Here is a 20,562-nt window from a genome sequence, read left to right on the forward strand (position 1 = left end):
ATTGCATTGCCGATGCGCCCCGGAGGGCGGCGTTCAGGTGCCGGTGCGCTTGTCGAAATTGAAGCGGCGCACGGTGCGGCGCTCGACCACGACGGCACGCTGCTGCGTGCCCTGGTCGGCCGTGATGACGCGCGTGTTGGTGCGCGCGGCAACGCGGACTGCCTTCTTCACCTCGGGGAGCACCTGCTCGAGCGGCAGACCCATCAGCGCCGACGCGATCTCGGCCTGAGCCTGCACGTCGTCGGTGATGCCTGACGCAGCGAAGATCGCTTCTTCCAGTGTCGGGGGATCACGCCTGACGCGACGCGGACCGTACTTGGTGTTCCAATCTTCGCTCATGGGGGCCTCGTGAATCGTCCGGGATACCTAGAAGCAGAATTGTTGCATTGCAATATATATTCCGCGGGGCAGCCCAGCTATGCGTTCACCATGTCGCGATTGGGCAACGCTGCCTGCGTCATGTGGATATCCTGGGGCCAGCGGCGCAAGGCCGCGAGCCCGGCTTTCGTGAGGACGTAGACGCCGCGCTCGGCGCGGTCGAACCAACCATAGACGTTACGCTGCAAGATCTTCGGCGCATCCGGAATGTCCGTTCGGAGGTCGCGGACGCGTTTCGGCCCGCCCGACAGCGCCGAGGCGCAGGCCAGCGCCTGCTGCCGATAGGCCGTCATGATGGGAGCACGGGTCGAGCCGCCAGCGACGGGGTCGCCCTTGCGCCGCTGATGCTCGATCACGAGACGCGAACGTTTCTTGGGGTTCTTGCGCGGCGCCGTAGTGGGCGGCTGCACCAGCACTTCGATGTCTCCGGCTGAGGTCACGGCCAGCATGCCGAAGCCGAGCCGGCGGCACAGATTGCGGTAGCGGGAGTCGCTTTCGCGGCCCTTGCCGCGTGCCGACAGGTTCGCCGCAACCCACACCTCGTCACAGGCACCGGCCCGATCGACTGCCTGCAGCAGCAGTTCCAGGTTGAAGACCTGCTTCAGCTCGCAGACGACGACCACCGGCGGGTCGTCGCCCTTGAGCGCCACCACGTCGCAACCGCCGATTTCCCCTTTGACCGAGAAGCCGAGGTTTTCGAGGAAGCGTTTGACGGGAAGGTAGAGCGCGGTTTCCAAGGGGCCGTCCGATGTGTGCGACTCAGAGCGCGCGCGAGTCTAGCCCGCCGAGTCCGGTGATGTCAGCGCCAAGTCGGGGTGAACGGCTGGCTTCGCTACACCCGGCCGACAACCGGTAGCAGCGCGCCGGTCACGCCGCTCGCGGCGTCGCTGGCTAGAAACAGAATGACCTCCGCGAGTTCCTGCGGCGTCACCCATTTGTCGAAATCGGCCTTGGGCATGCTGGCGCGGTTGGCCGGCGTATCGATCGTCGACGGCAGGACGGCGTTGACGGTGATCTTGCCCTTCCATTCGGCCGCGAGTGCTTCCGTCAGGCGATGCACTCCCGACTTGGAGGCCGCATACGGGCCCATGCCGGCACTGGCCTGGAGCGCGCCCATGGCGCCGATGTTGACGATGCGGCCCGTGCTGGAGCGGACGAGATGCGGAATCGCCGCGCGCGATGCGTGCAGCGCGGTCATCAGGTTTCGCGCATGCATCGTCTCCCAGACGGAATCGTCGCCGTCGGCAGTCGTCTCGAACGCGAACGCGCCGGCGATGTTGATCAGCGCATCCAGAGTGCCGAAGTGGGCGGCGACGGAGTCGATCGCGACCTTTGCCTGCTCGGGGTCGGAGAGATCGACGCCTCCGAGCTCGATGCGGTCGTCACTCGCCGGGATTTCGGCCTGGGCATGATCGATCCCGGCCACATGCGCGCCCCGTGCGAGCGCGAGATCGGCCACGCTGCGTCCGAGCGCCCCTTGCGCACCCGTAATGACAATCACTGCTCCGTTCATTCCGTCCCTGGTCTCCGTTGACGCGCCCCACAGCGCCGCTCGTTATACTATGGCCCTGCCGATGAGTTGCAATGGCCGGGCGGCCGGGGCATGCAATTGCAATCAGAAAGCGTGGTTCGTCAGAGGTGACCATGACCGCGACAGGCTCTCTCGAATTTCCCGACGTTTCCACCGGTTTTCCTCGTCCGATCAGACGGTTCAGGCAGAGTCTGGATGCGCAGCGCAAGACCCGGATCGTGGCGCTTGGCTCATCTTCCACCGCCGGCACCAACGGAATTGTCGCTTTTCCGGCCCGGATCGAGCAGTCGCTGCGCAAGACCAATTTCGGCTGCCTGATCGACGTCCTCAATCGGGGTGTGGGCGGACAGGAATCCCCGGAGGAGCTCTCGCGTTTCGAATGCGACGTGATTGCGGAGCAGCCCTCGCTCGTCATCTGGCAGGTCGGCACCAACGCCGCCTACAGGCCCGAGGTCTACAGTCCCGATGACGTCGAGGCGGCGCTGCGCGTCGGCCTTCGATGGCTGGCGGGGCTGGCCATCGATGCCATCGTGATGGACCTGCAATATACGGCTGCCATCGTGACGGTGCCCAGCAGGCTGGCGCGTGCCGAGGACATTCAGCGTCGCATCGAGAAGGTCACGTCTGCGGCCGACGTCAATGTCTTCAGGCGCTGGAATCTGATGAAGAGCTGGCATGAGGCCGGCCAGATTCCGTTGTCGGCGCTCGACGACGGGCACGGCGACCGCTTGCATGTGAGCGAAGCCGCCACCGCGAAGATCAGCGACGTTTTGGCCAGCGCCATCATGACGGCGCCGGCGCGCTGGCCTGATCGATAAAATTAGCCGGACTTTCGTAAGTGGATTGCCAGCGCGGCCCGCTAGCCTGTCGCTATGCCGCTTGAGGGGCGTTGGAGCTTTGACATGATGAGACATCTGCCGGACCATGGTTTGCCGCTGGTACAGCTGAAGGAGCAGCGGCGGGATCTGGTGGTCGCCTTGCAGAACCGTGCAGGTCCGGTGACCGGCTGGGAATTGATGCAGATCGCGGCGGTTCAACAGGCGATTTCCGCATTCGAGGAGGTGATTGCCGATCTCGACGCGATGGAAGCCGCCGAGACAGCCGATATCGAAGCGGCCTGATCGCTCAAGCGTATTCGGGCCGCCCAGGCTCACAGCGTGAGATAGCGCTCCTGTAGCGTCTTCCGTGCCGCGCCGTCGATGCCGAGACCGTCGCGCAGGTAGGTGTCGACGTCGCCGAAATCATCACGCATGGCGTCGAACGCAGCTGCCAGGAACGAGGCCTGGACTGTCCCGATCGTCTGGACGACATCAGCGGGAAGATCCGGGTGAGCTGCAGTCTCGCGACGATAGAGCTGGTTCGTGAGCAGGTAATCTTCCAAGATGGCGTCATCCGGAACCTCGAGCGCGTGCAAGACCAGCGCGCAGGCCACACCGGTGCGATCCTTGCCGGCCGTGCAATGGATCACCAACGGGGCGTCCTCATTGAGAACATGCTGGAATAGCGCGCGGAAGCGCGGCGTGTAGCTGCGGACGTAGTTGCGGTAGGACTCGCGCATCAGCTCCAAGGCATGGTCGGTTGTGAGCTGTCCTCGTGTCGCCAGAGCCCGCAGCGCCGGCACCACGCTCGGCTCGATCGGCACGGAATGCACGGTGATCTCGGCGATGGTGCAGAGACCGGCAGCGCGCTCGTTGCGACCGCGGAAATCGAACGCCGTCCGAACGCCAAGCTCCCGCAGGACCGCGACGTCGGGCTCGGTCAGCTGTCCGAGATGGTTCGACCGAAACAGCTGCCGCCATCGCACGTGCCGGCCGTCCCTGCTGGGATATCCGCCGAGATCTCTGAAATTGCTGGCACCGTGAAGGCCGAGATGGCGGAGCGGATGGGCAGACATCAACCCATTCTAGGGGATGCGGGCTTCGATGTGAAACGCCGTTTCATCGACGCGACGCGTATGCGTAGCCTTCGACAGGATAGGGAAGACCATGAAACGGGTCACGACGGCGGCCTGTTTGACCCCGGCACGTCGAGCCCGCCGGCGGCCGTCAGCAGCGGCGAGAGACATGCAGACAGCGGCGCAAGAAAAAAGGGCCGGAACCTTGTCGGTCCGACCCTTCAGCAAAGGCGTGCTGGCGTCACGGTACAGTCTGACATCAGCGGTCCCACACCGGCTTGGCTTCCTGAATCGCCTCGTCATGATACCAGCTCGCGCTGTAGATCGTCGGCTGGATCGACGGCGCGATCGGCCGCTCAGGCGGCGATCCGGATTGGCGAGGTGCAAGACCCGCTCGCCCTCCGCGCGGAAATTGGTAGATCCTTGCGGATCCCTCGTCCACATTGGTGCCCATTCCTCATTCTCCTTCCATCGGCCACACATCAGGTTGCGCCCGACTCGTTCCGTTGTGGTTACCAGCGTCGATATCAGTGCTGCCCGGAGGGAATGCAACATGATCAAAACGAAATCACATGTTGCGCGTTTTGCAGGCATTTCTGCATGTGCTCCCCCAGCAGCAATGTTCATCTGACCAACACTTGGGCTGGACCAAAGGTTGCGGACAGAGCTCCAACTCTTTTCGAAAATGTCCCGTAACTGCTGACGGCTTGTTCGGCCTCTCTTGCGCGTCGCCGCAAATGCCAAGGAATCAAGCGGGTTTTCGACAAGCTCTCCGCTCCGCCATGCGCTCCGTGCAATCCCGGTCGCGCTGCTTTGCCGCACCCCTGACGTGCAAAACCGGCCGGCAGCTCGGCCCCGATCGGTCTTCGTCCATGCGACGGGACGTCGCGGGACTTGGCACATTCCATGCTTAAGAGTGCGCTGGCCGATCGTGGCCGGGTAAGCGGGGAGCCTTCGATTGCTGGGCTCCCACCTTTCGATAAGACAGAGAGGCTCAATGACGAAATACAAGCTCGAGTACATCTGGCTCGACGGCTACAAGCCGGTGCCGAATTTGCGCGGCAAGACACAGATCAAGGAATTTTCCTCTTTTCCGACCCTGGAACAGCTGCCTCTTTGGGGCTTCGACGGCTCGTCGACGATGCAGGCCGAAGGCCATAGCTCCGACTGCGTGTTGAAGCCGGTCGCCGTGTATCCCGACGCCGCCCGCACCAACGGTGTGCTGGTGATGTGCGAAGTGATGATGCCGGACGGCAAGACCCCGCATCCGTCGAACGCCCGCGCCACCATCCTGGACGATCCAGACGCGTGGTTCGGCTTCGAGCAGGAGTACTTCTTCTACAAGGACGGCCGTCCGCTCGGCTTCCCGGAATACGGCTATCCGGCGCCGCAGGGCCCGTACTACACGGGCGTCGGCTTCAAGAACGTCGGCGACGTCGCCCGCAAGATCGTCGAAGAGCATCTCGACCTCTGCCTCGCGGCCGGCATCAACCACGAAGGCATCAACGCCGAGGTGGCGAAGGGCCAGTGGGAATTCCAGGTGTTCGGCAAGGGCTCGCGCACGGCTGCTGACCAGATGTGGATGGCCCGCTACCTGATGCTGCGCCTGACCGAAAAGTATGGCATCGACATCGAGTTCCACTGCAAGCCGCTCGGCGACACCGACTGGAACGGCTCGGGCATGCACTGCAACTTCTCGACCAAGTACATGCGCGAAGTCGGCGGCAAGGAGTATTTCGAGAAGCTGATGGACGCCTTCAAGGAAGCTCGCGCCGACCACATCGCCGTGTATGGTCCGGACAACCACATGCGCCTGACCGGCAAGCACGAGACCGCTTCGATCGACACCTTCAGCTGGGGTGTGGCCGACCGTGGCGCCTCGATCCGGGTGCCGCATTCCTTCGTGAACAATGCCTACAAGGGCTATCTGGAGGACCGCCGTCCGAACTCCCAGGGCGACCCCTACCAGATCGCGTCTCAGGTCCTGAAGACGATCGCGATGGTTCCGACCGGCGCGAAAGCCGCAGCCTAAGACGCCGACCACAATACCCCGGGGCCGGGGGCTGATATGATGATCCGCCGGAGCAGCCGCTTCGGCGGATCATTCGTTTGGCGGGCTCGAACGATCGGAGGCCGACTCGGCCTTGATCAATCGCAAGTCCGGTTTCGATCGCAGCGGTATGTCTTTCCGTAGCGGTTTGTTTGGAAGCGGGGCATGGAATGAGCTATCGCAAGTGGGTTTCAGGCGTTCTGATCGCCTGTTCGGCCATCTCCCTGGCTGCAGGGCAGTCGCAGTCCAGTGCAGAACAATATCTGCCGCGGCTCGGCGACATCATGAATCTGATTCAGGTCAGACACGCGAAGCTCTGGTTCGCGGGACAGTCCAAGAATTGGGATCTCGCGTCCTATGAGCTCGCCCAGTTGAGGCAGAGCCTGACCGACGCCGCGGTCTTCTATTCGGGCCTGCCGGTGAACAATGTCACCACGCTCGGCCAGCCGATCCAGTCGATCTCGGACGCCATCGCCGCCAAGGATGGCAAGCGTTTCGCTTCCGCCGTGACCGAGCTGACGTCGGGATGCAACGCCTGCCACGCGACCATGGATCGGGGCTACGTCGCGATCCGCATCCCGACCGACAAACCGTTCGGCAACCAGGATTTTCGGCCTCCAGGCCGCTGACCGGCGCGGGGCGGACGGTGCGGGGAGGGCGCCCAAATTGCGCCTTCCACCGGCGCCGCGCATCGACTAAGAGCGGCGGCAACCTGTCCACCGCCTGAGCCCTCATGATCCGCCTCGATAACGTCAGCAAGCAAGTCGGCCACCAGATTCTCTTCATCGAAGCCTCCGCCGCGCTCCAGCGCGGTGAAAAGATCGGCTTGGTCGGCCCCAACGGGGCCGGCAAGACGACGCTGTTCCGGATGATCTCAGGCCGCGAGCAGCCCGACGAGGGGCAGGTCTCGATCGATCGCGGCGTCTCGATCGGTTATTTCAACCAGGATGTCGGTGAGATGTCCGGCCGCAGCGCGGTGGCGGAGGTGATGGACGGCGCCGGGCCGGTGTCGTCGGTCGCCGCCGAGCTCAAGGAGCTCGAGGCCGCCATGGCCGATCCGGACCGCGCCGACGAGATGGACGACATCATCGCGCGCTATGGCGAGGTGCTGGCGCGGTTCGAGGAGCTCGACGGCTACGCGCTCGACAGCCGCGCCCGCGAGGCGCTGGCCGGCCTCGGCTTCTCCGAGGAGATGATGGACAAGGACGTCGGCCTGTTGTCCGGCGGCTGGAAGATGCGCGTCGCGCTGGCGCGCATCCTCCTGATGCGTCCCGACGTGATGCTGCTCGACGAGCCGTCCAACCATCTCGATCTCGAGAGCCTGATCTGGCTGGAGCATTTCCTCAAGGGCTATGAGGGCGCGCTGCTGATGACCTCGCACGACCGCGAATTCATCAACCGCATCATCAACAAGGTGATCGAGATCGACGCCGGCCAGCTCACGACCTATTCCGGCGACTACGATTTCTATGAGCAGCAGCGGGCGTTGAACGAGAAGCAGCAGCAGGCGCAATATGAGCGCCAGCAGGCGATGCTCGCCAAGGAGATCAAGTTCATCGAGCGTTTCAAGGCGCGGGCCTCGCACGCGGCGCAGGTGCAGAGCCGGGTCAAGAAGCTCGACAAGATCGAGCGGGTCGAGCCGCCGAAGCGGCGCCAGACCGTGGCGTTCGACTTTCTGCCCGCGCCGCGCTCGGGCGAGGATGTGGTAGCGCTGAAGAGCGTGTCCAAGAGCTACGGCAGCCGCCGCATCTACGACGGGCTGGACTTCATGATCCGGCGCCGCGAGCGCTGGTGCGTGATGGGCGTCAATGGCGCTGGCAAGTCGACCCTGTTGAAGCTCGTCGCCGGTAGCGCGGAGCCCGATGACGGTTCGGTGACGATCGGCGGCAGCGTCAAGATGGGCTACTTCGCGCAGCATGCGATGGACCTGCTGGACGGCGACGAGACCGTGTTCGAGTCGCTCGAGCATTCGTTCCCGCAAGCCGGTCAAGGCTCGTTGCGGGCACTGGCGGGCTGCTTCGGCTTCTCCGGCGACGACGTCGAGAAAAGATGCCGGGTGCTGTCGGGGGGCGAGAAGGCGCGGCTCGTGATGGCCAAGATGCTCTACGATCCGCCGAACTTCCTGGTGCTGGACGAGCCGACCAACCATCTGGACATGGCGACCAAGGAGATGCTGATCGCGGCCCTGTCGAACTTCGAGGGCACCATGCTGTTCGTCTCGCACGATCGTCATTTCCTCGCCGCGCTCTCCAACCGCGTGCTCGAGCTGACCCCTGACGGTCTCCATCAGTATGGCGGCGGCTATACCGAGTATGTCGCCCGCAGCGGCCACGAAGCGCCAGGCCTGCGCAGCTGACGACGCGGCCATACTCGTCGTTCGTGCTCTGCTTGCGCTTTGTTCGCATCATCCCCGGCTAGCTCATCTGGACGTGGGTGAAGACGAACAGGAACAGCGCGCCGATCGCGATCAGGAAGATGCCGGCCCAGAGCGGCGCCGCGACGCCGCTCTTGTTTGTGGGATCGAGCACGGCCGTCTCGGGTTGTAGCGGATCGTAGTAGACGGTGACGTCGGTGTTGACCGGGTATTTGGCGGCGACGGCTTCAGCGCTCGACCTGTCGGAATGCAGCGCGGTCCAGCCCCAATTCCAATGCGTGCTGTGGAAAGAGCGACCATCCACCGTGTAGCTGTATTCGATCGTGACCCGGAAGCGCTCCTCTTCCGTTTCTCGTCCGCGATCGTCCTCACGTCGTGTGATCTCCATCGTCACGCCGGAGCGCGTGATGCGTCCCGGCGCAGTCGGCCAGGAGCGGCTCGCCAGGCGCTCCTGCCGCAGCTTCCAGTAGGAGGCGAGTGCGACGGCTCCGAAGCCGAACAGGGCGAACGGCATCAGGAAGGCGAACAGCGGCACGCCAGCCTCGGTCGTGAGCACCTTGCCGGCGAGCGAATGCGCCACCAAAACGGCGGTCACGGCCGACAGCACGACGAACAGCGCCACAAGCGCCGCCGTCCCGCTGGCATTGGTAGGCTCGAGCACCGATTGCGAGGGGCGTTTCGGATCGTAAAAAACGCGGACCTTCGCGCCTTGCGGATATTTGCCGGTGAGCTCGTCGGCTTGCAGGCGCGTGACGCGGCTCGGGCTGCCGAAACGGATGCGGCGACCTTCGTAGCTCTTGCCCGACACCTCGTAGCGGTAGCGGATGTCAGGCTTGGCATCGGTGTCATCTGCCGACCGATGCGTCGTCGCGACAGACACCGCCGAGGCCACGATCTCCCCCTCGACGACCGGCCAGGCGCGGCCGCCGCTGGTCTTCTTGCGCTGAAGCCAGAGTCCGTAGCCGGAATTGAGGGCGAGAAAGCCGAAGATGCCGGCGGCGACACGGGTCCAGAGCAGGGCGGATGCGGTGAGCATGTTGATCTCGCATGGGCCCGCCAGGGCGGGCGACATGCAGTGGTGTCCTGCGGGTTCCCCTCGGTTCAACAGTGTGCCGGTCCTCCTCAGCTCTCCACCATCTCGCCCATCGAGTTCTTCGACGGTCCGCAGGGCCCGCTGAGCGATTACGCCCACGTTGAAGCCAATCCGGCCTACGCCCTGCATGCGGGCATCCGAACGTGATCGGGCAGAAAGTCCGCGAGATGGTGCCGGCCGAGGGCTGGGTCGAGCGCTATGGCGGCGTGCTGCGCCCTGCTGACCAAGCCGTTCGACATCGAGGCGCTCGCCGCCCGCGTCGTCGCTTGCCGATACGCTTCGCACTGATGGAGCCCGCCGGCATGGCCTTGCCCCGCCAAGCATCATGGCGGGGCGCCAGTGTCGTCAGCCGCCAGCGCGTCAGCCGCCGGCCTCGCACTTCTTCATGAAGCTGGTCTTGGCCGCGCCGGCGAGCTTCTTGCCGTCGGAGCCGACCGCCTTGGTTTCGCAGGTCTCGGCCATGCACTTCTTCATGAACGAGGTCTTGGCGGCGCCGGCGAGCGCCTTGCCGTCCTTGCCCACGGCCTTGGTCTCACAGGTGTCTTGGGCGAAGGCAGATCCGGCGGCGAAGGTCGCGAGCGCGGCAATCAGGAAAAACTTCTTCATGAGTGTGTCTCCTTGGGACAAACAACGCGGCGGATGGGACCCGCAAATCTTGGCGCGATCAAGTTTCCTGTTCGGGCTCGGCACCCGAAATCCGGCCGCGGGGCAGAGTTGGTTCATTACCGTGTCAGCCCTATGAGGCCGAGATGCGCATCTGCGGTAACCGTGTGCTCATGCGGTGCTGTGCTGCAGAAACGCGAGCGTCGCCGGGTCGCGCGCACCGTCGCAATAGCGATCGAGCGCCTGCGCGAAGATCCCGTTCGGGCTGATCGAATCGAACAGCGTCATGCAGGAGCGGAATTTGGCATCGTCCGGAACACCCAGAATGTCGCGCAGCGACTTGCCCTGCACCGCGAGCACCAGTCGGGTGCATTCGACGAGTCGCGGGCCGAGCAGGGGATGCGCCAGATAGGCCTCGGCCTCGGCGCGGGAGCGGATCGCGTAGCGCTGCGCCATGGCGGACCTGCCGAGCCCCTCGACCTGGGGAAAGATGAACCACATCCAGTGGCTTTGCTTGGCACCGGCCGCAAGTTCGGCGGTCACGCGCGAATAAATCGAATCCTGTGCGTCGGCAAATCGGCCGAGATCATCCCATTCGGCGTTCATACATTCCTCCAACCGGCTGATTCATCGATATAATCGGCTTTCTGGGACGGTCGCGGCGCAGCCCGTGCGAGGCTTGGGCGTCGGTTCACGCCGGATCACTCCGGACTGGCGTTTGTCTAGATTATGCCGCACTCTTGCCATCCTATGTCATGACGGGTCGAATCGTACCCCTTGGGGTCGGTCACCTTTCCCGGGTGGTCCGAAAAGGGGGGTATATCGGGGACGTGATGGCTTCCAGTGAAGCAAGCGTAGACGTTCTGTTGTCGCAAGGCCGCTTCGGGCGCTCCGAAGCGATCGCACTCGTGCTTGCAGCACTTGCGGTCGCAGCGGGCGCGGCCGCATGGGTCGGAGCCAACAGCGATGAGACGTCGCTTGCGAGCGCGGCGATTCCGGCCGCCGCCGCGCCGTCCATGACCTTCGAAACACGTTTCGCGCCGGCCTCCGCCTCGGCCACGGCCTATTCGGAAAAAGACGCGGTTCGCGCGCTCGACCGTTTCGCCCTTCGCGGCGCGATCGACCGCCAATTGCTCGATGCCCGGGCCGCGCTGGTGAAGGGCATGGAAGCGCGTGATCCGGGCGCTCGCGACCCCAGCAACAGCGATTGGCGGCCGATGTTGACGGAGGGCAATACCGTCACGATGCCTGCACCGGGCGTGCCGCTGCCGCGCCCGCGCCCGTCCGTCGCCAACCTGCCGACCAGCCTGGTTTCGGCCAGTGCGCCTGAAGCGGTCGGACGCGTCGACGATCGCTCCATCCTGCAGAAGCTGTCCGACCTGTTGCCGAGCCCGACCAAGTTCGCCTCGCTCGGTCCGGATAGCGGCATCGTCCGATCCGGAATCGATCTCGGTGCGCTCGGCTATGACAAGACCGCCGTGTACGACATCAAGGCCAAGATGGTGTATCTGCCGTCCGGCATCGGGCTCGAGGCCCATTCCGGCATGGGCAGCCTGCGCGACGACCCCGAGCACGTCAATCAGCGCATGGTTGGCGCGACCCCGCCCGCCACCTATGACCTGAAGCCGCGCGAAAAACCGTTTCACGGCGTTCGCGCCCTGCGCATGAACGTGGTGGAAGGATCGACGCTCGGCCGGAGCGGATTGCTGACCCACCCCTATATGCTGGGTCCGGAGGGTGATTCGAACGGCTGCGTCTCGATCAAGAATTACGATCGCTTCCTGAAGGCGTATGATGACGGCGAGTTCAACCGACTCGTTGTCGTCGTCGGGCTCGAGGCTGGCACCCCGACGCGGACCGCGCAAAAGACCGAGTGACGTTTTGTTGCTGGGCCTCGGCGCGACCTCGGCGGTGACGCCCGTCGCATCTTCCGGAAGGTCCCCATGATTGATCCCGCAAACTCGGAAACGCGTCTGCGTACTACCTTCAACATCAAGGTGAACGGCAAGCCGGTCGTGATTTCGACGGTCGGGCAGGCCCATCAGTTCCTCACCAGCCTCAACGCCGTCGAGTGGATGGAGTTCAAGTCGCTGCACGACCAGGCCATGGCCGCCCTGCAGGCCGCGGCCGACAACGCCATCATGACAGTGCAGGCCACCAACGCCGTGCGAACGCTGTTCGTGAGCGCGAAGCTGTTGTGAGACTGGATCATCCCCCAGGGCACCCGCGGCCTCTGGCTCGTGTTGATGCCTGCTTTACATTCGGTGTCATCGCCCGGCTTGCCGCCTCCGCTAAAGCTGCGGCGCGCCCTGGCGCTCGTTGCCGCGTCGAAGCCCATCGGGCGAAGACGGGACCGGGCGACCCAGTACGCCGCCGCAGTCGTGATTGATCGAGAGGCCGCGGCGTAGTGGATGTCCCGCCGGAGCCTGTCCTCGGGCTCGCCGAAGGCGAGACCCGGGGGCGGGGCATGACGGCGGTGGGTGGCGCCACGGTCTCTCAACATCGTCATGCCGGGGCGCGCGCATGCGCGAGCCCGGCATCCATAACCACGAGCGGGCGTGTCGGCCAGGTGTGTCGCTCCAGCGTGCTCCATCAGTTCTGCTGCGGCGTATGGATTCCAGGCTCGCGCTCCGCGCGCCCCGGAATGACACCGAGCGATTTGAAGCACCGTCCTGCGAAGTCTCATTCACGCACGCCCTCGCGTTCTCGCCGCGCTGATGCGCCCGAGTGATCCATCCGTCTTGCCCTCCGCACAGCAGAGGGCGCGGGGAATGCCGGGATGCTGGCCGCAACCCATGGCCCGCCTGCAGAAAAAAAGCAGGCGGCAGTCACCACAGGTTCAGCCGGGCAACCGGCATTCCCCGCGCGATGATCTTAACGGCTGCTTCGCGCGCTCCCCGGTGCGCCGGGCGTTCTGGTCACCGTGCACGACAACGCGCTTTGGGCGCGCTACCGTGGGGGCATCAGCGTCGGGATGCCAGGACCACGCGACTTGACCGTACGCGACGTCAGCGTTCGTCGGCGCAAAGATGCGCTGCGCTGCCATCGCGTCCACCGCTCCTCCCGCTCCACGTCCGTGACGACCGCGAACCGCCCCTCCTGCGAGCGGGAGATGGCGCGACAAAAGCACTGAATTAGATTTAGGAAAAGCAGAATATTTTTGGCGGCGGGACTGGACAGGCCAAATCAGCTTGATGGGCCTGCGGAAAATCGTTTCCGCGCGCACCGCCGTTGCTGCCGATTCAGGCCCTGGAGGTGACGCCGCGAGATGGAAATGCGCCTTGATTTGCCCGACGGGCAGATGGTCGCTTCGTTCCGATGATCGTTGTTCGACCGAGAGCCGCGGGGCGAACATGTTTGTTAGTCGCCCGGCGCACGCTGATCGCGCGAGGAAGCGACGACAGGCCGAAGCACGCTCGATCCGCGCCACGCGAAACGACCGGGGATGGTCTTCGCCTGCATGCCGCGATGCACGCGCTGGGCCGTCCAACATCATTGCACGGGAATGGATCGGCGAGGCCCAGGCCGGGCTGCCGCTGGAGCTGTTCTACGAAGGCGGCGAGTGACTCTCGCTGATGCTGCGGCGCGGCCGCAGCGTCAGTCGGCCATCTCGGCGGCGTCGAGCGCGATCTCCTCGCGCTCGGCCTTCTCGGCCGTCGGAGCGTTGGCGGTCTCGGCCGTTTCGAAATCGTCCTCGGCGATCTCCTGGACAGGAGCCTCCTGGACCTCGGCCGTCTCGACCTGCTCGGCGGCGAGTTCGGCGGCCACGACGGCCTCCGGCCCGGCGTCGTCATTGGCCGGCGTCGAGAACAGGTTGGGGGCGGGAATGGTGGTGGGCACCACCGGCCGCTGCTTGGCCTTGTACCAGGACGAAAATTTCTGCGAGATGCCAGCTTCGAACTCGGCGAGCGGCATGCTGTTGCCGTCCTCGTCGGTGATGACGACCTGCCAGCCTTCCGCCTCCATCACCTGTGCGTTGGCGAGAACGATGAGGGCGCTTTCGCGCTGCTTGCGGATTGTCTGCTGCTCCCGCTCAGCCACCATCGTGTACGCCATGAACCTGACTCCCACACCTGAACTCGGGACACGTGATGGTCCGAAGCACCATCAGGACGCCGCCACTACGCCGTGAGAGTGTGAGCGCGGCTGGGCCGGATTGCGTTCGCCTAATGACAATTTGGCGGCGTCTCACGGGTTCCGGCAGCGCAAAAGGAGTCGAAGATGCAACAGGCCGCAAAATTGTGGTGCAGGAACGAGAGCGCTTGTTGAAGGCGCGCCGCGACGTGTCATCATTTGATTCTGCGGCGGCAACTGCTTCGCGACATCAGCGAAAGCAGCGGGTGAACCGGACAAACAGCGGGCGAATTGGGGACGGCGATGCGAACTCATCTGTTCAGGATGCGGAATTGGAATGTGGCGATGGCAGGGCTTGCGCTGGCGATGGTCGCCAGCCCGCGCGCGGGCCATGCCTTCACGGAGGACGACCAGCGGCGGCTGTGCACGGGCGACGTGTTCCGGCTGTGCTCGTCGGAGATTCCCGATCGCGACCGCATCATTGCCTGCATGATGAAGCAGCGCGCCAGCCTCAGCGACGGCTGCCGCAGCGTGTTCGGCCGGCCATCCGAGCGCTCCGCTTCGGCCACGGTGACGCGCTGAGCCTGCCTCGTCTCGTTTCTGCAACCACGCGCCGCCGGTCCATCGATCTGCGGCGTGACCATAATGACCTCCATGACATGACGGCGTGGTAGTCTGGCGCGGATCGTCCGGCCAGGAGTTGACCCGCCATGAGCTTCCGCATCCTCGTCCTCTACGGCTCCTATCGCTCCGACCGGATGGGCATCCGGCTCGCGCAATTCGTCGTGGACGGGTTGCGCGCCAAGGACCAGGACGTCGAGCTGATCGACGCCAAGGCGGTCGGCCTGCCGATGCTCGACCGCATGTACAAGGAATATCCGCCCGGCCAGGCGCCAGCGGCCATGGCCGAGCTTGCGGCCAAGATCCGTGCCGCCGACGGCTTCGTGTTCGTCACTGGCGAATATAACTGGGGCATGCAGCCGGGACTGAAGAACCTCACCGACCACTTTCTCGAGGAATGGTTCTGGCGTCCGGCGGCGATCGCGAGCTATTCCGCCGGCCGGCTCTCCGGGGCCCGGGCCGCCACGGCGTGGCACGGCACGTTGTCGGAGATGGGCATGGTGGTGGTGTCGAGCACGCTTGCCGTCGGCCCGATCGGTCAGGCGCTGTCCGCCGACGGCAGGCCGACCGGCGATTCCGGCCAGTCGCTGGAACGCGCGTTTCCGCGTTTTGCCGACGATCTCTTGTGGTGGGTCGAGGCGGGCAGGGAGCAGCGGGCGCGCCGGGCGCCACCTTACTGAGCGCGGGCATCAGTGCAGGCCGGAGCGCAAGCGCTCCGGCTCTTGCGCCACGTCCGCGAACCAGATCCGCTAACGTTGTTCGGCGCTGCCGGTCCCGTTGGTGACCGCGCGCTGACGCGCCGGGGCGCTTGCGCCCTGGCCCTGACATGGCCGCTCCATCCAGGTTCCGTCGGGGGCCTGCTGGTAGGCGCGGCACGGCAGGGACGACGTGGTCTGATCATCCGGCTTGGGCGTCTGGGAGCTTTTCGCCAGTGCGGGGGCGGCCGTCGCGACGAGGGCTGCCAGCGAACCGACGTAGATCATTTGGCTGATCCGCATCTTGGGGGTTCTCCTGCTCGAAGCACTCTCGATTCAAAGTCGAATTGTGGAAACTTTTAGGCAAATGGCGCCTGCCATGGCGGGAGGCTTAAGGATCGTTTGCGACGTGGCCTGCCTCGTTAAGACGTCCGCGGAGCTCCCGGCCGCGCGCGTGGCTTTCTCTGGGCTGGCGTTGCGCCAATGCTGACGCTAAGAGCGGCGTGACGCGCGCAAGCGCCCTCGTGACCGCGATGCGGCGCTCCGCCCGGAACGCCTTGTGCGGACAACGGACGCCGCCATGGCAGCCGGCGCTCCGACATCAGCCGCGCGATCACGGATCGCGGCGGTTCCGCTTCAGGGCGGGAGGGAGATCGCGCAGGCTGAGAACTGTGCGAGCATGACGAGACCCCGATTGCCCTCCCTGATCGCGCTGCGTGCCTTCGAGGCCGTCGGCCGCAAGGGCAGCGTGCGCGCCGCCGGCGACGAGCTCGCGGTCAGCCACACCGTGGTCTCGCGCCATCTGCAAAATCTGCAGCGCAGTCTGGGCGTGGCGCTGGTGCGGGCGGAGGGGCGGGGCCTCGCGCTGACCGAGGCCGGACGTCAGTTTCATGCCGAGGTCAGCCAGGCCTTCGACATCATCGCCCGCGCGACAATCTCGGTGCGGCCCGTGGCGCGTCCGACCCTGAACATCTGGTGCATTCCGGGCCTCGCCAATCGCCGCCTGCTGGCGCGGCTGCCCGAGCTGAGCGGCCCGCCGCGCAACTGGGACATCAATCTGCAGCCGACGCTGGCGCACCCCGATTTGCAGCGCGGCGAAGCGGATGCGGAGATCGTCTATGCCGAAGCGGTCGACCGGAGCGGCGGCCTGGTCGCTGAGGAGCTGGTGCGCCCACGCGTATTCCCGGTCGCAAGCCCGGCCTATCTGGCAAGGTTTCCGGCGATCGCGACACTCCCGGGCCTCGCCAGGGCCTCGCTGATCCACGAGGAATCCACCGCGCAATGGGAGCAATGGTTCGAGCTGGCGGGGTATCGGGAGCCGGTCACGTTGCGCGGTCAGCGGCTGTGGCACGCGCATCTCGCCATCGAAGCCGCCCGCTTCGGCCAGGGCGTCGCGCTCGCCAACGAGGTGTTGGTCGCCGATGATCTGCGCAGCGGTGCGCTGGTCGAGGTGATCCCCTCGGCACTCCACATGGGAGCCTATCAGCTCGTCGCGCTGCGGGAGCGCTGGGACGAGCCCGCGATCGTCGCGCTGCGGGCTTGGCTGAAGAATGTGCTCGCCGCGTAGCTGCGCGCTCGTCCCGCTGGGTCCGGTGCATTGCAGGCACCTGTCGTCGGGAACAAGCTGATTGATCGCGACGGCTCTCGGCGTAGCCTGCGGCTCGATTTTCCCACGAGGAGTTGAGCCATGGTTGCGAATTCGGCTGCGAACGAAGACCTGCTGGCGCGACGACACGAGGCCGTCGTCCGGGGCGTGAGCTATGCGACGCCGTTGTTTGCTGACCGCGCCCTCAACAGCGAGGTGTGGGACGTCGAGGGCAAGCGCTATGTCGACTTTGCCGGCGGCATCGCGGTGCTCAACACCGGCCACTGCCATCCGCATGTCGTTGCCGCGATCCGGGCGCAGCTCGACCGCTTCACCCACACCTGCTTCCAGGTGCTGCAATACGAGCCGTATGTGCGGCTGAGCGAGCGGCTCAACGCGCTGGCGCCGATTTCGGGGCCGGCCAAGTCGATCCTGCTGACGACCGGCGCGGAGGCGACCGAGAACGCCATCAAGATCGCGCGCGCGGCCACGGGGCGCAGCGGCATCATCGCCTTCACCGGCGCGTTCCACGGCCGCACCGCGCTCGCCAATGCGATGACCGGCAAGGTGATGCCGTACAAGAAGCATTTCGGGCCGCCGCTGCCAGGCGTCTGGCACGCGCCGTTCCCGATCTCCGGCAGCAACGTGACGGTCGAGGATACGCTGTCCTACATCAACTTCATCTTCAAGGCCGACATCGACGCCTCGCAGGTCGCGGCCATCATCATCGAGCCGGTGCAGGGCGAGGGCGGCTTCCACCAGGCGCCGCCGGACCTGATGCGCGGCCTGCGCCGCATCTGCGACAGCAATGGCATCGTGCTGATCGCCGACGAGGTGCAGACCGGCTTCGGCCGAACCGGCAAGATGTTCGCGATGGAGCACTACGACGTGCAGCCGGACCTGATCTGCGTCGCCAAGAGTCTCGCCGGCGGCATGCCGCTGTCCGGCGTGATCGGACGTGCCGCAATCATGGACGCCGCGGAGCCGGGCGGCCTCGGCGGCACCTATGGCGGCAATCCGCTGGCCTGCGCGGCGGCGCTCGCCGTGCTCGACGTGTTCGAGCAGGAGAAGCTGCTCGACCGCGCCAATGCGATCGGCGAGCGGCTGCGCGCGGCGATCGAGCGCTTCTCGCGCGCCAACAACCTGGTTCCGGTTTCCGGGCCGCGCGGTCCTGGCGCGATGGTTGCATTCGATATCCTGAAGCAGCGCGGCAGCGACGAGCCGGATTCCGAAATGACCAAGCGCGTGACCCGCGTGGCGCACGAGAACGGACTGATCCTGTTGTCCTGCGGCGTCACCGCGAGCACCATCCGCATCCTGGTGCCGCTGACCGCGTCCGACGAGATCGTGGACGAAGGGCTCGCGATCCTGGAGAAGTGCCTGGCCGCCTGACGCGTGGCCGAGGTGAACTGGAAGGCTGGAGGTTTGAGACGTGACCGACGCTGCGGCGGCTGTGCCGAATGACGTGATGGAGCGGCTCGCCGCCGCTGTCGATGCCAACTTCGCCAAGCAGGTCGCCTTCCTGCAGCAACTCGTCCAGTTCCGCAGCCTGCGTGGCGAGGAGGCGCCGGCGCAGGACTGGCTGGCTCGCGAGTTCGCGACCCGCGGCTATCAGGTCGACCGCTTCAGCCTCGAGGATGTCGACCTGATGCGCCATCCCAAGGCGGCGCCGATGGACAGCATCGCGCTCGACGGCTCGCAGCAGGTGGTGGCGACGCTCGACGGCGCGGGCAAGGGCCGCAGCCTGATTCTGCAGGGCCACATCGACGTCGTGCCGGAAGGGCCGACCGATCTCTGGGACGATCCACCCTATGAGGGGATCGTGCGCGACGGCTGGATGATCGGCCGCGGCGCGCAGGACATGAAGGCCGGCGTCTCCGCGATGATCTTCGCGCTCGACGCGATCAAGGCCGCCGGCTTCGTGCCGGACGGACGCATTCACCTGGAGACCGTGACCGAGGAGGAGAGCACCGGCAACGGCGCGCTCTCGACCTTGATGCGCGGCTACACGGCGGATGCCTGCCTGATCCCGGAGCCGACCGGCCACACGCTGACCCGCGCGCAGGTCGGCGCCATCTGGTTCCGGCTGCGCGTCCGCGGCACGCCGGTCCACGTTGCCTATGCCGAGACCGGCACCAATGCGATCCTCTCGGCGATGCATCTGATCCGCGCCTTCCAGGAGCACACGAAAGAGATCAACGCGCGTGCCAAGTCGAACGCCTGGTTCGCTGCGGTCAAGGATCCGATCAAGTTCAACGTCGGCATCATCAAGGGCGGCGACTGGGCGAGCTCGACGCCGGCCTGGTGCGACCTCGATTGCCGGCTGGGCGTGCTGCCGGGCGAGACGCCGGCGCAGGCCATGGCCGGCATCGAGCAGTGTCTCGCGAAGGCGCAGGCCGCAGACAGCTTCCTGTCGGAGAATCCGGTCGAGCTGGTGTGGAGCGGCTTCCAGGCCGATCCTGCGGTGTGCGAGCCCGGCAGCGCCGCCGAGGCGGCGCTGGCCGAGGTACATGCACGGGTATTCGAGAAGCCGCTCGACGTGCGGCTCTCTACGGCGGTCAACGACACCCGCTACTATCAGGTCGACTATGGCATCCCGGCGCTGTGCTACGGGCCCTATGGCATCGGTCCGCACGCGTTCGACGAGCGTGTCGATCTCGACAGCGTGCGCAAGACCACGCTGTCGATCGCGATGTTCGTCGCGCAATGGTGCGGACTGCGGCCGGCATGATCACGGTCGCGCTCCTCAGCCGTCCCGGACTGATGGATCCGATGCAGGCGCTGCTCGCGCGCGAGCTGCCGGGCGTGACCGTCGCGTCATGGCCGGAGTCGGCGGCACGCGACGCCGACCTTGCCGTGTGCTGGAAGCCGGAGCCCGGCGCGCTGGCGGCGATGCCGAAGCTGAAGCTGATCCATTCGATCGCAGCGGGCGTCGACAACATCCTGTCCGATCCGACCGTGCCGGACGTGCCGCTGTGCCGGATCGTCGATCCCGATATCTCCGCGGCCATGACCGAGTTCGTGCTGTGGGGGACGCTGTATTTCCACCGCGATTTCGATCGCGTCGTCAGCAATGCGCGCAACGGCGTGTGGCGGCGTTACGAGCAGCGCGCCGCGAAGGACCGCCGGGTCGGCATTCTCGGTCTCGGCGAGCTCGGCTTTGCGGCGGCGATCCGTCTCGTCGAGCTGGGGTTCGCGGTGAGCGCGTGGTCGCGCTCGCCCAAGGCGCTCGCCGGTGTGCGGACCTATGGCGGCGCCGATGCGCTCGACGCCTTCCTCGGCGAGACGGAGATCCTGATCTGCTTGCTGCCGCTGACGGCCTCGACCGAGGGCCTGCTCGATGCCGGGCGCCTGGGCCGGCTGCCCAAGGGCGCCGCGCTGATCCTGTGCAGCCGCGGCGAGCACCTGGTGACGGAGGATCTGGTCGCGCTGCTTCGCAGCGGCCATCTGCGCGGCGCGGTGCTCGATGTCTTCGCGCATGAGCCGTTGCCCGCGGACCATGCGCTGTGGCGCGAGCCGGGCGTGCTGGTGACGCCGCACATGGCGGCGATCGCCTCCTGGGAGGTGATCGCGCAGCAGGTCGCGGAGAATGCGCGGCGGTTGCTGCGCGGAGAGACGTTGCGGAACGTCGTCGATCGCGCCCGCGGCTACTGATTTACCAGCG

Annotated in this window: 23 protein-coding genes; 13 read left to right on the forward strand and 10 right to left on the reverse strand. The window is 65.7% G+C overall.

Annotated features, from left to right (window positions below; translation table 11 throughout):
* Positions 1 to 33: 33 nt before the first annotated feature.
* The 3 genes from ACQR03_RS04585 to ACQR03_RS04595 form a co-directional block, all read right to left on the reverse strand.
* Positions 34 to 339 carry a hypothetical protein gene (locus tag ACQR03_RS04585; protein ID WP_172109527.1) on the reverse strand — a complete coding sequence of 102 codons (306 nt, stop codon included), beginning with the start codon at positions 337 to 339 and terminating at the stop codon, positions 34 to 36.
* Positions 340 to 416: 77 nt separating this feature from the next.
* Complete coding sequence (locus tag ACQR03_RS04590) at positions 417 to 1,115, reverse strand: DUF2161 domain-containing phosphodiesterase (protein WP_315826817.1); 699 nt, start codon at positions 1,113 to 1,115, stop codon at positions 417 to 419.
* 95 nt (positions 1,116 to 1,210) lie between these two features.
* Positions 1,211 to 1,891 (reverse strand): SDR family oxidoreductase, encoded by a 681-nt coding sequence (locus ACQR03_RS04595; protein ID WP_315749997.1) that lies wholly within the window; start codon positions 1,889 to 1,891, stop codon positions 1,211 to 1,213.
* A gap of 71 nt (positions 1,892 to 1,962) precedes the next feature.
* Here ACQR03_RS04595 and ACQR03_RS04600 point away from each other — a divergent pair, with 71 nt between their 5' ends.
* Positions 1,963 to 2,727, forward strand: a complete 765-nt coding sequence (locus ACQR03_RS04600) for an SGNH/GDSL hydrolase family protein (protein ID WP_434840985.1) — start codon at positions 1,963 to 1,965, stop codon at positions 2,725 to 2,727.
* Positions 2,728 to 2,814: 87 nt separating this feature from the next.
* A complete protein-coding gene (locus ACQR03_RS04605; protein WP_315780518.1) occupies positions 2,815 to 3,030 on the forward strand; it encodes a hypothetical protein in 216 nt (71 codons plus the stop codon).
* A gap of 29 nt (positions 3,031 to 3,059) precedes the next feature.
* Here the strand turns inward: ACQR03_RS04605 and ACQR03_RS04610 are convergent, their stop codons facing one another.
* The gene (locus ACQR03_RS04610) at positions 3,060 to 3,803 is read right to left on the reverse strand and encodes a tyrosine-protein phosphatase (protein ID WP_315749999.1); all 744 of its coding nucleotides are present in this window, start codon (positions 3,801 to 3,803) and stop codon (positions 3,060 to 3,062) included.
* A 259-nt stretch (positions 3,804 to 4,062) separates the two neighbouring features.
* Positions 4,063 to 4,257 (reverse strand): DUF2735 domain-containing protein, encoded by a 195-nt coding sequence (locus ACQR03_RS04615; protein ID WP_316172343.1) that lies wholly within the window; start codon positions 4,255 to 4,257, stop codon positions 4,063 to 4,065.
* Between the two features lie 543 nt (positions 4,258 to 4,800).
* On the opposite strand from ACQR03_RS04615, the gene ACQR03_RS04620 reads away from it, so the two are divergent.
* From ACQR03_RS04620 to ACQR03_RS04630, 3 genes are all read left to right on the forward strand, one after another.
* On the forward strand, positions 4,801 to 5,835 hold the full coding sequence (locus ACQR03_RS04620; protein ID WP_315712320.1) for a glutamine synthetase beta-grasp domain-containing protein: 1,035 nt from the start codon (positions 4,801 to 4,803) through the stop codon (positions 5,833 to 5,835).
* Between the two features lie 188 nt (positions 5,836 to 6,023).
* Entirely contained in the window at positions 6,024 to 6,482 is a 459-nt protein-coding gene (locus ACQR03_RS04625; RefSeq protein WP_315751751.1) for a hypothetical protein, read from the forward strand.
* A 104-nt stretch (positions 6,483 to 6,586) separates the two neighbouring features.
* Positions 6,587 to 8,209 (forward strand): ABC-F family ATP-binding cassette domain-containing protein, encoded by a 1,623-nt coding sequence (locus tag ACQR03_RS04630; RefSeq protein WP_315751750.1) that lies wholly within the window; start codon positions 6,587 to 6,589, stop codon positions 8,207 to 8,209.
* A gap of 58 nt (positions 8,210 to 8,267) precedes the next feature.
* Here ACQR03_RS04630 and ACQR03_RS04635 read toward each other — a convergent pair whose 3' ends face one another.
* The 3 genes from ACQR03_RS04635 to ACQR03_RS04645 all read right to left on the reverse strand — a co-directional run bounded on the left by ACQR03_RS04635 (position 8,268) and on the right by ACQR03_RS04645 (position 10,529).
* Positions 8,268 to 9,263 carry a DUF3592 domain-containing protein gene (locus ACQR03_RS04635; RefSeq protein ID WP_315751749.1) on the reverse strand — a complete coding sequence of 332 codons (996 nt, stop codon included), beginning with the start codon at positions 9,261 to 9,263 and terminating at the stop codon, positions 8,268 to 8,270.
* A gap of 417 nt (positions 9,264 to 9,680) precedes the next feature.
* Complete coding sequence (locus tag ACQR03_RS04640; RefSeq protein WP_315751748.1) at positions 9,681 to 9,926, reverse strand: hypothetical protein; 246 nt, start codon at positions 9,924 to 9,926, stop codon at positions 9,681 to 9,683.
* A gap of 168 nt (positions 9,927 to 10,094) precedes the next feature.
* Positions 10,095 to 10,529, reverse strand: coding sequence for a DUF1810 domain-containing protein (locus tag ACQR03_RS04645; protein WP_315751747.1), 435 nt, complete (start codon positions 10,527 to 10,529; stop codon positions 10,095 to 10,097).
* A gap of 227 nt (positions 10,530 to 10,756) precedes the next feature.
* On the opposite strand from ACQR03_RS04645, the gene ACQR03_RS04650 reads away from it, so the two are divergent.
* Together ACQR03_RS04650 and ACQR03_RS04655 are read left to right on the forward strand one after the other, a co-directional pair.
* Positions 10,757 to 11,800, forward strand: a complete 1,044-nt coding sequence (locus tag ACQR03_RS04650; RefSeq protein ID WP_315712643.1) for a DUF2778 domain-containing protein — start codon at positions 10,757 to 10,759, stop codon at positions 11,798 to 11,800.
* A 66-nt stretch (positions 11,801 to 11,866) separates the two neighbouring features.
* A complete protein-coding gene (locus ACQR03_RS04655; protein ID WP_315712312.1) occupies positions 11,867 to 12,124 on the forward strand; it encodes a hypothetical protein in 258 nt (85 codons plus the stop codon).
* Positions 12,125 to 13,520: 1,396 nt separating this feature from the next.
* On the opposite strand, the gene ACQR03_RS04660 is transcribed toward ACQR03_RS04655, so the two are convergent.
* On the reverse strand, positions 13,521 to 13,979 hold the full coding sequence (locus ACQR03_RS04660) for a hypothetical protein (protein WP_315751744.1): 459 nt from the start codon (positions 13,977 to 13,979) through the stop codon (positions 13,521 to 13,523).
* 363 nt (positions 13,980 to 14,342) lie between these two features.
* On the opposite strand from ACQR03_RS04660, the gene ACQR03_RS04665 reads away from it, so the two are divergent.
* A complete protein-coding gene (locus tag ACQR03_RS04665; RefSeq protein WP_315712310.1) occupies positions 14,343 to 14,579 on the forward strand; it encodes a hypothetical protein in 237 nt (78 codons plus the stop codon).
* Positions 14,580 to 14,707: 128 nt separating this feature from the next.
* Positions 14,708 to 15,298, forward strand: coding sequence for an NADPH-dependent FMN reductase (locus tag ACQR03_RS04670; RefSeq protein ID WP_315826823.1), 591 nt, complete (start codon positions 14,708 to 14,710; stop codon positions 15,296 to 15,298).
* A 69-nt stretch (positions 15,299 to 15,367) separates the two neighbouring features.
* On the opposite strand, the gene ACQR03_RS04675 is transcribed toward ACQR03_RS04670, so the two are convergent.
* Positions 15,368 to 15,616 carry a hypothetical protein gene (locus tag ACQR03_RS04675; RefSeq protein ID WP_315712308.1) on the reverse strand — a complete coding sequence of 83 codons (249 nt, stop codon included), beginning with the start codon at positions 15,614 to 15,616 and terminating at the stop codon, positions 15,368 to 15,370.
* 376 nt (positions 15,617 to 15,992) lie between these two features.
* Between ACQR03_RS04675 and ACQR03_RS04680 the strand changes: the two genes are divergently transcribed.
* From ACQR03_RS04680 to ACQR03_RS04695, 4 genes are all read left to right on the forward strand, one after another.
* On the forward strand, positions 15,993 to 16,880 hold the full coding sequence (locus tag ACQR03_RS04680) for a LysR substrate-binding domain-containing protein (protein WP_315712307.1): 888 nt from the start codon (positions 15,993 to 15,995) through the stop codon (positions 16,878 to 16,880).
* 120 nt (positions 16,881 to 17,000) lie between these two features.
* Positions 17,001 to 18,290: a 4-aminobutyrate--2-oxoglutarate transaminase gene (gene gabT / locus ACQR03_RS04685; protein ID WP_316192638.1), complete on the forward strand. Its 1,290-nt coding sequence runs from the start codon at positions 17,001 to 17,003 to the stop codon at positions 18,288 to 18,290.
* Between the two features lie 40 nt (positions 18,291 to 18,330).
* Positions 18,331 to 19,629 (forward strand): ArgE/DapE family deacylase, encoded by a 1,299-nt coding sequence (locus ACQR03_RS04690; protein ID WP_315751741.1) that lies wholly within the window; start codon positions 18,331 to 18,333, stop codon positions 19,627 to 19,629.
* On the forward strand, positions 19,626 to 20,552 hold the full coding sequence (locus ACQR03_RS04695; RefSeq protein WP_315751760.1) for a 2-hydroxyacid dehydrogenase: 927 nt from the start codon (positions 19,626 to 19,628) through the stop codon (positions 20,550 to 20,552). The genes ACQR03_RS04690 and ACQR03_RS04695 overlap by 4 nt, the downstream gene beginning before the upstream one ends.
* Positions 20,553 to 20,562: the final 10 nt, after the last annotated feature.

It is taken from the genome of Bradyrhizobium sp. HKCCYLS3070 (assembly GCF_051167575.1).
In the GTDB taxonomy this organism is placed as follows: domain Bacteria; phylum Pseudomonadota; class Alphaproteobacteria; order Rhizobiales; family Xanthobacteraceae; genus Bradyrhizobium.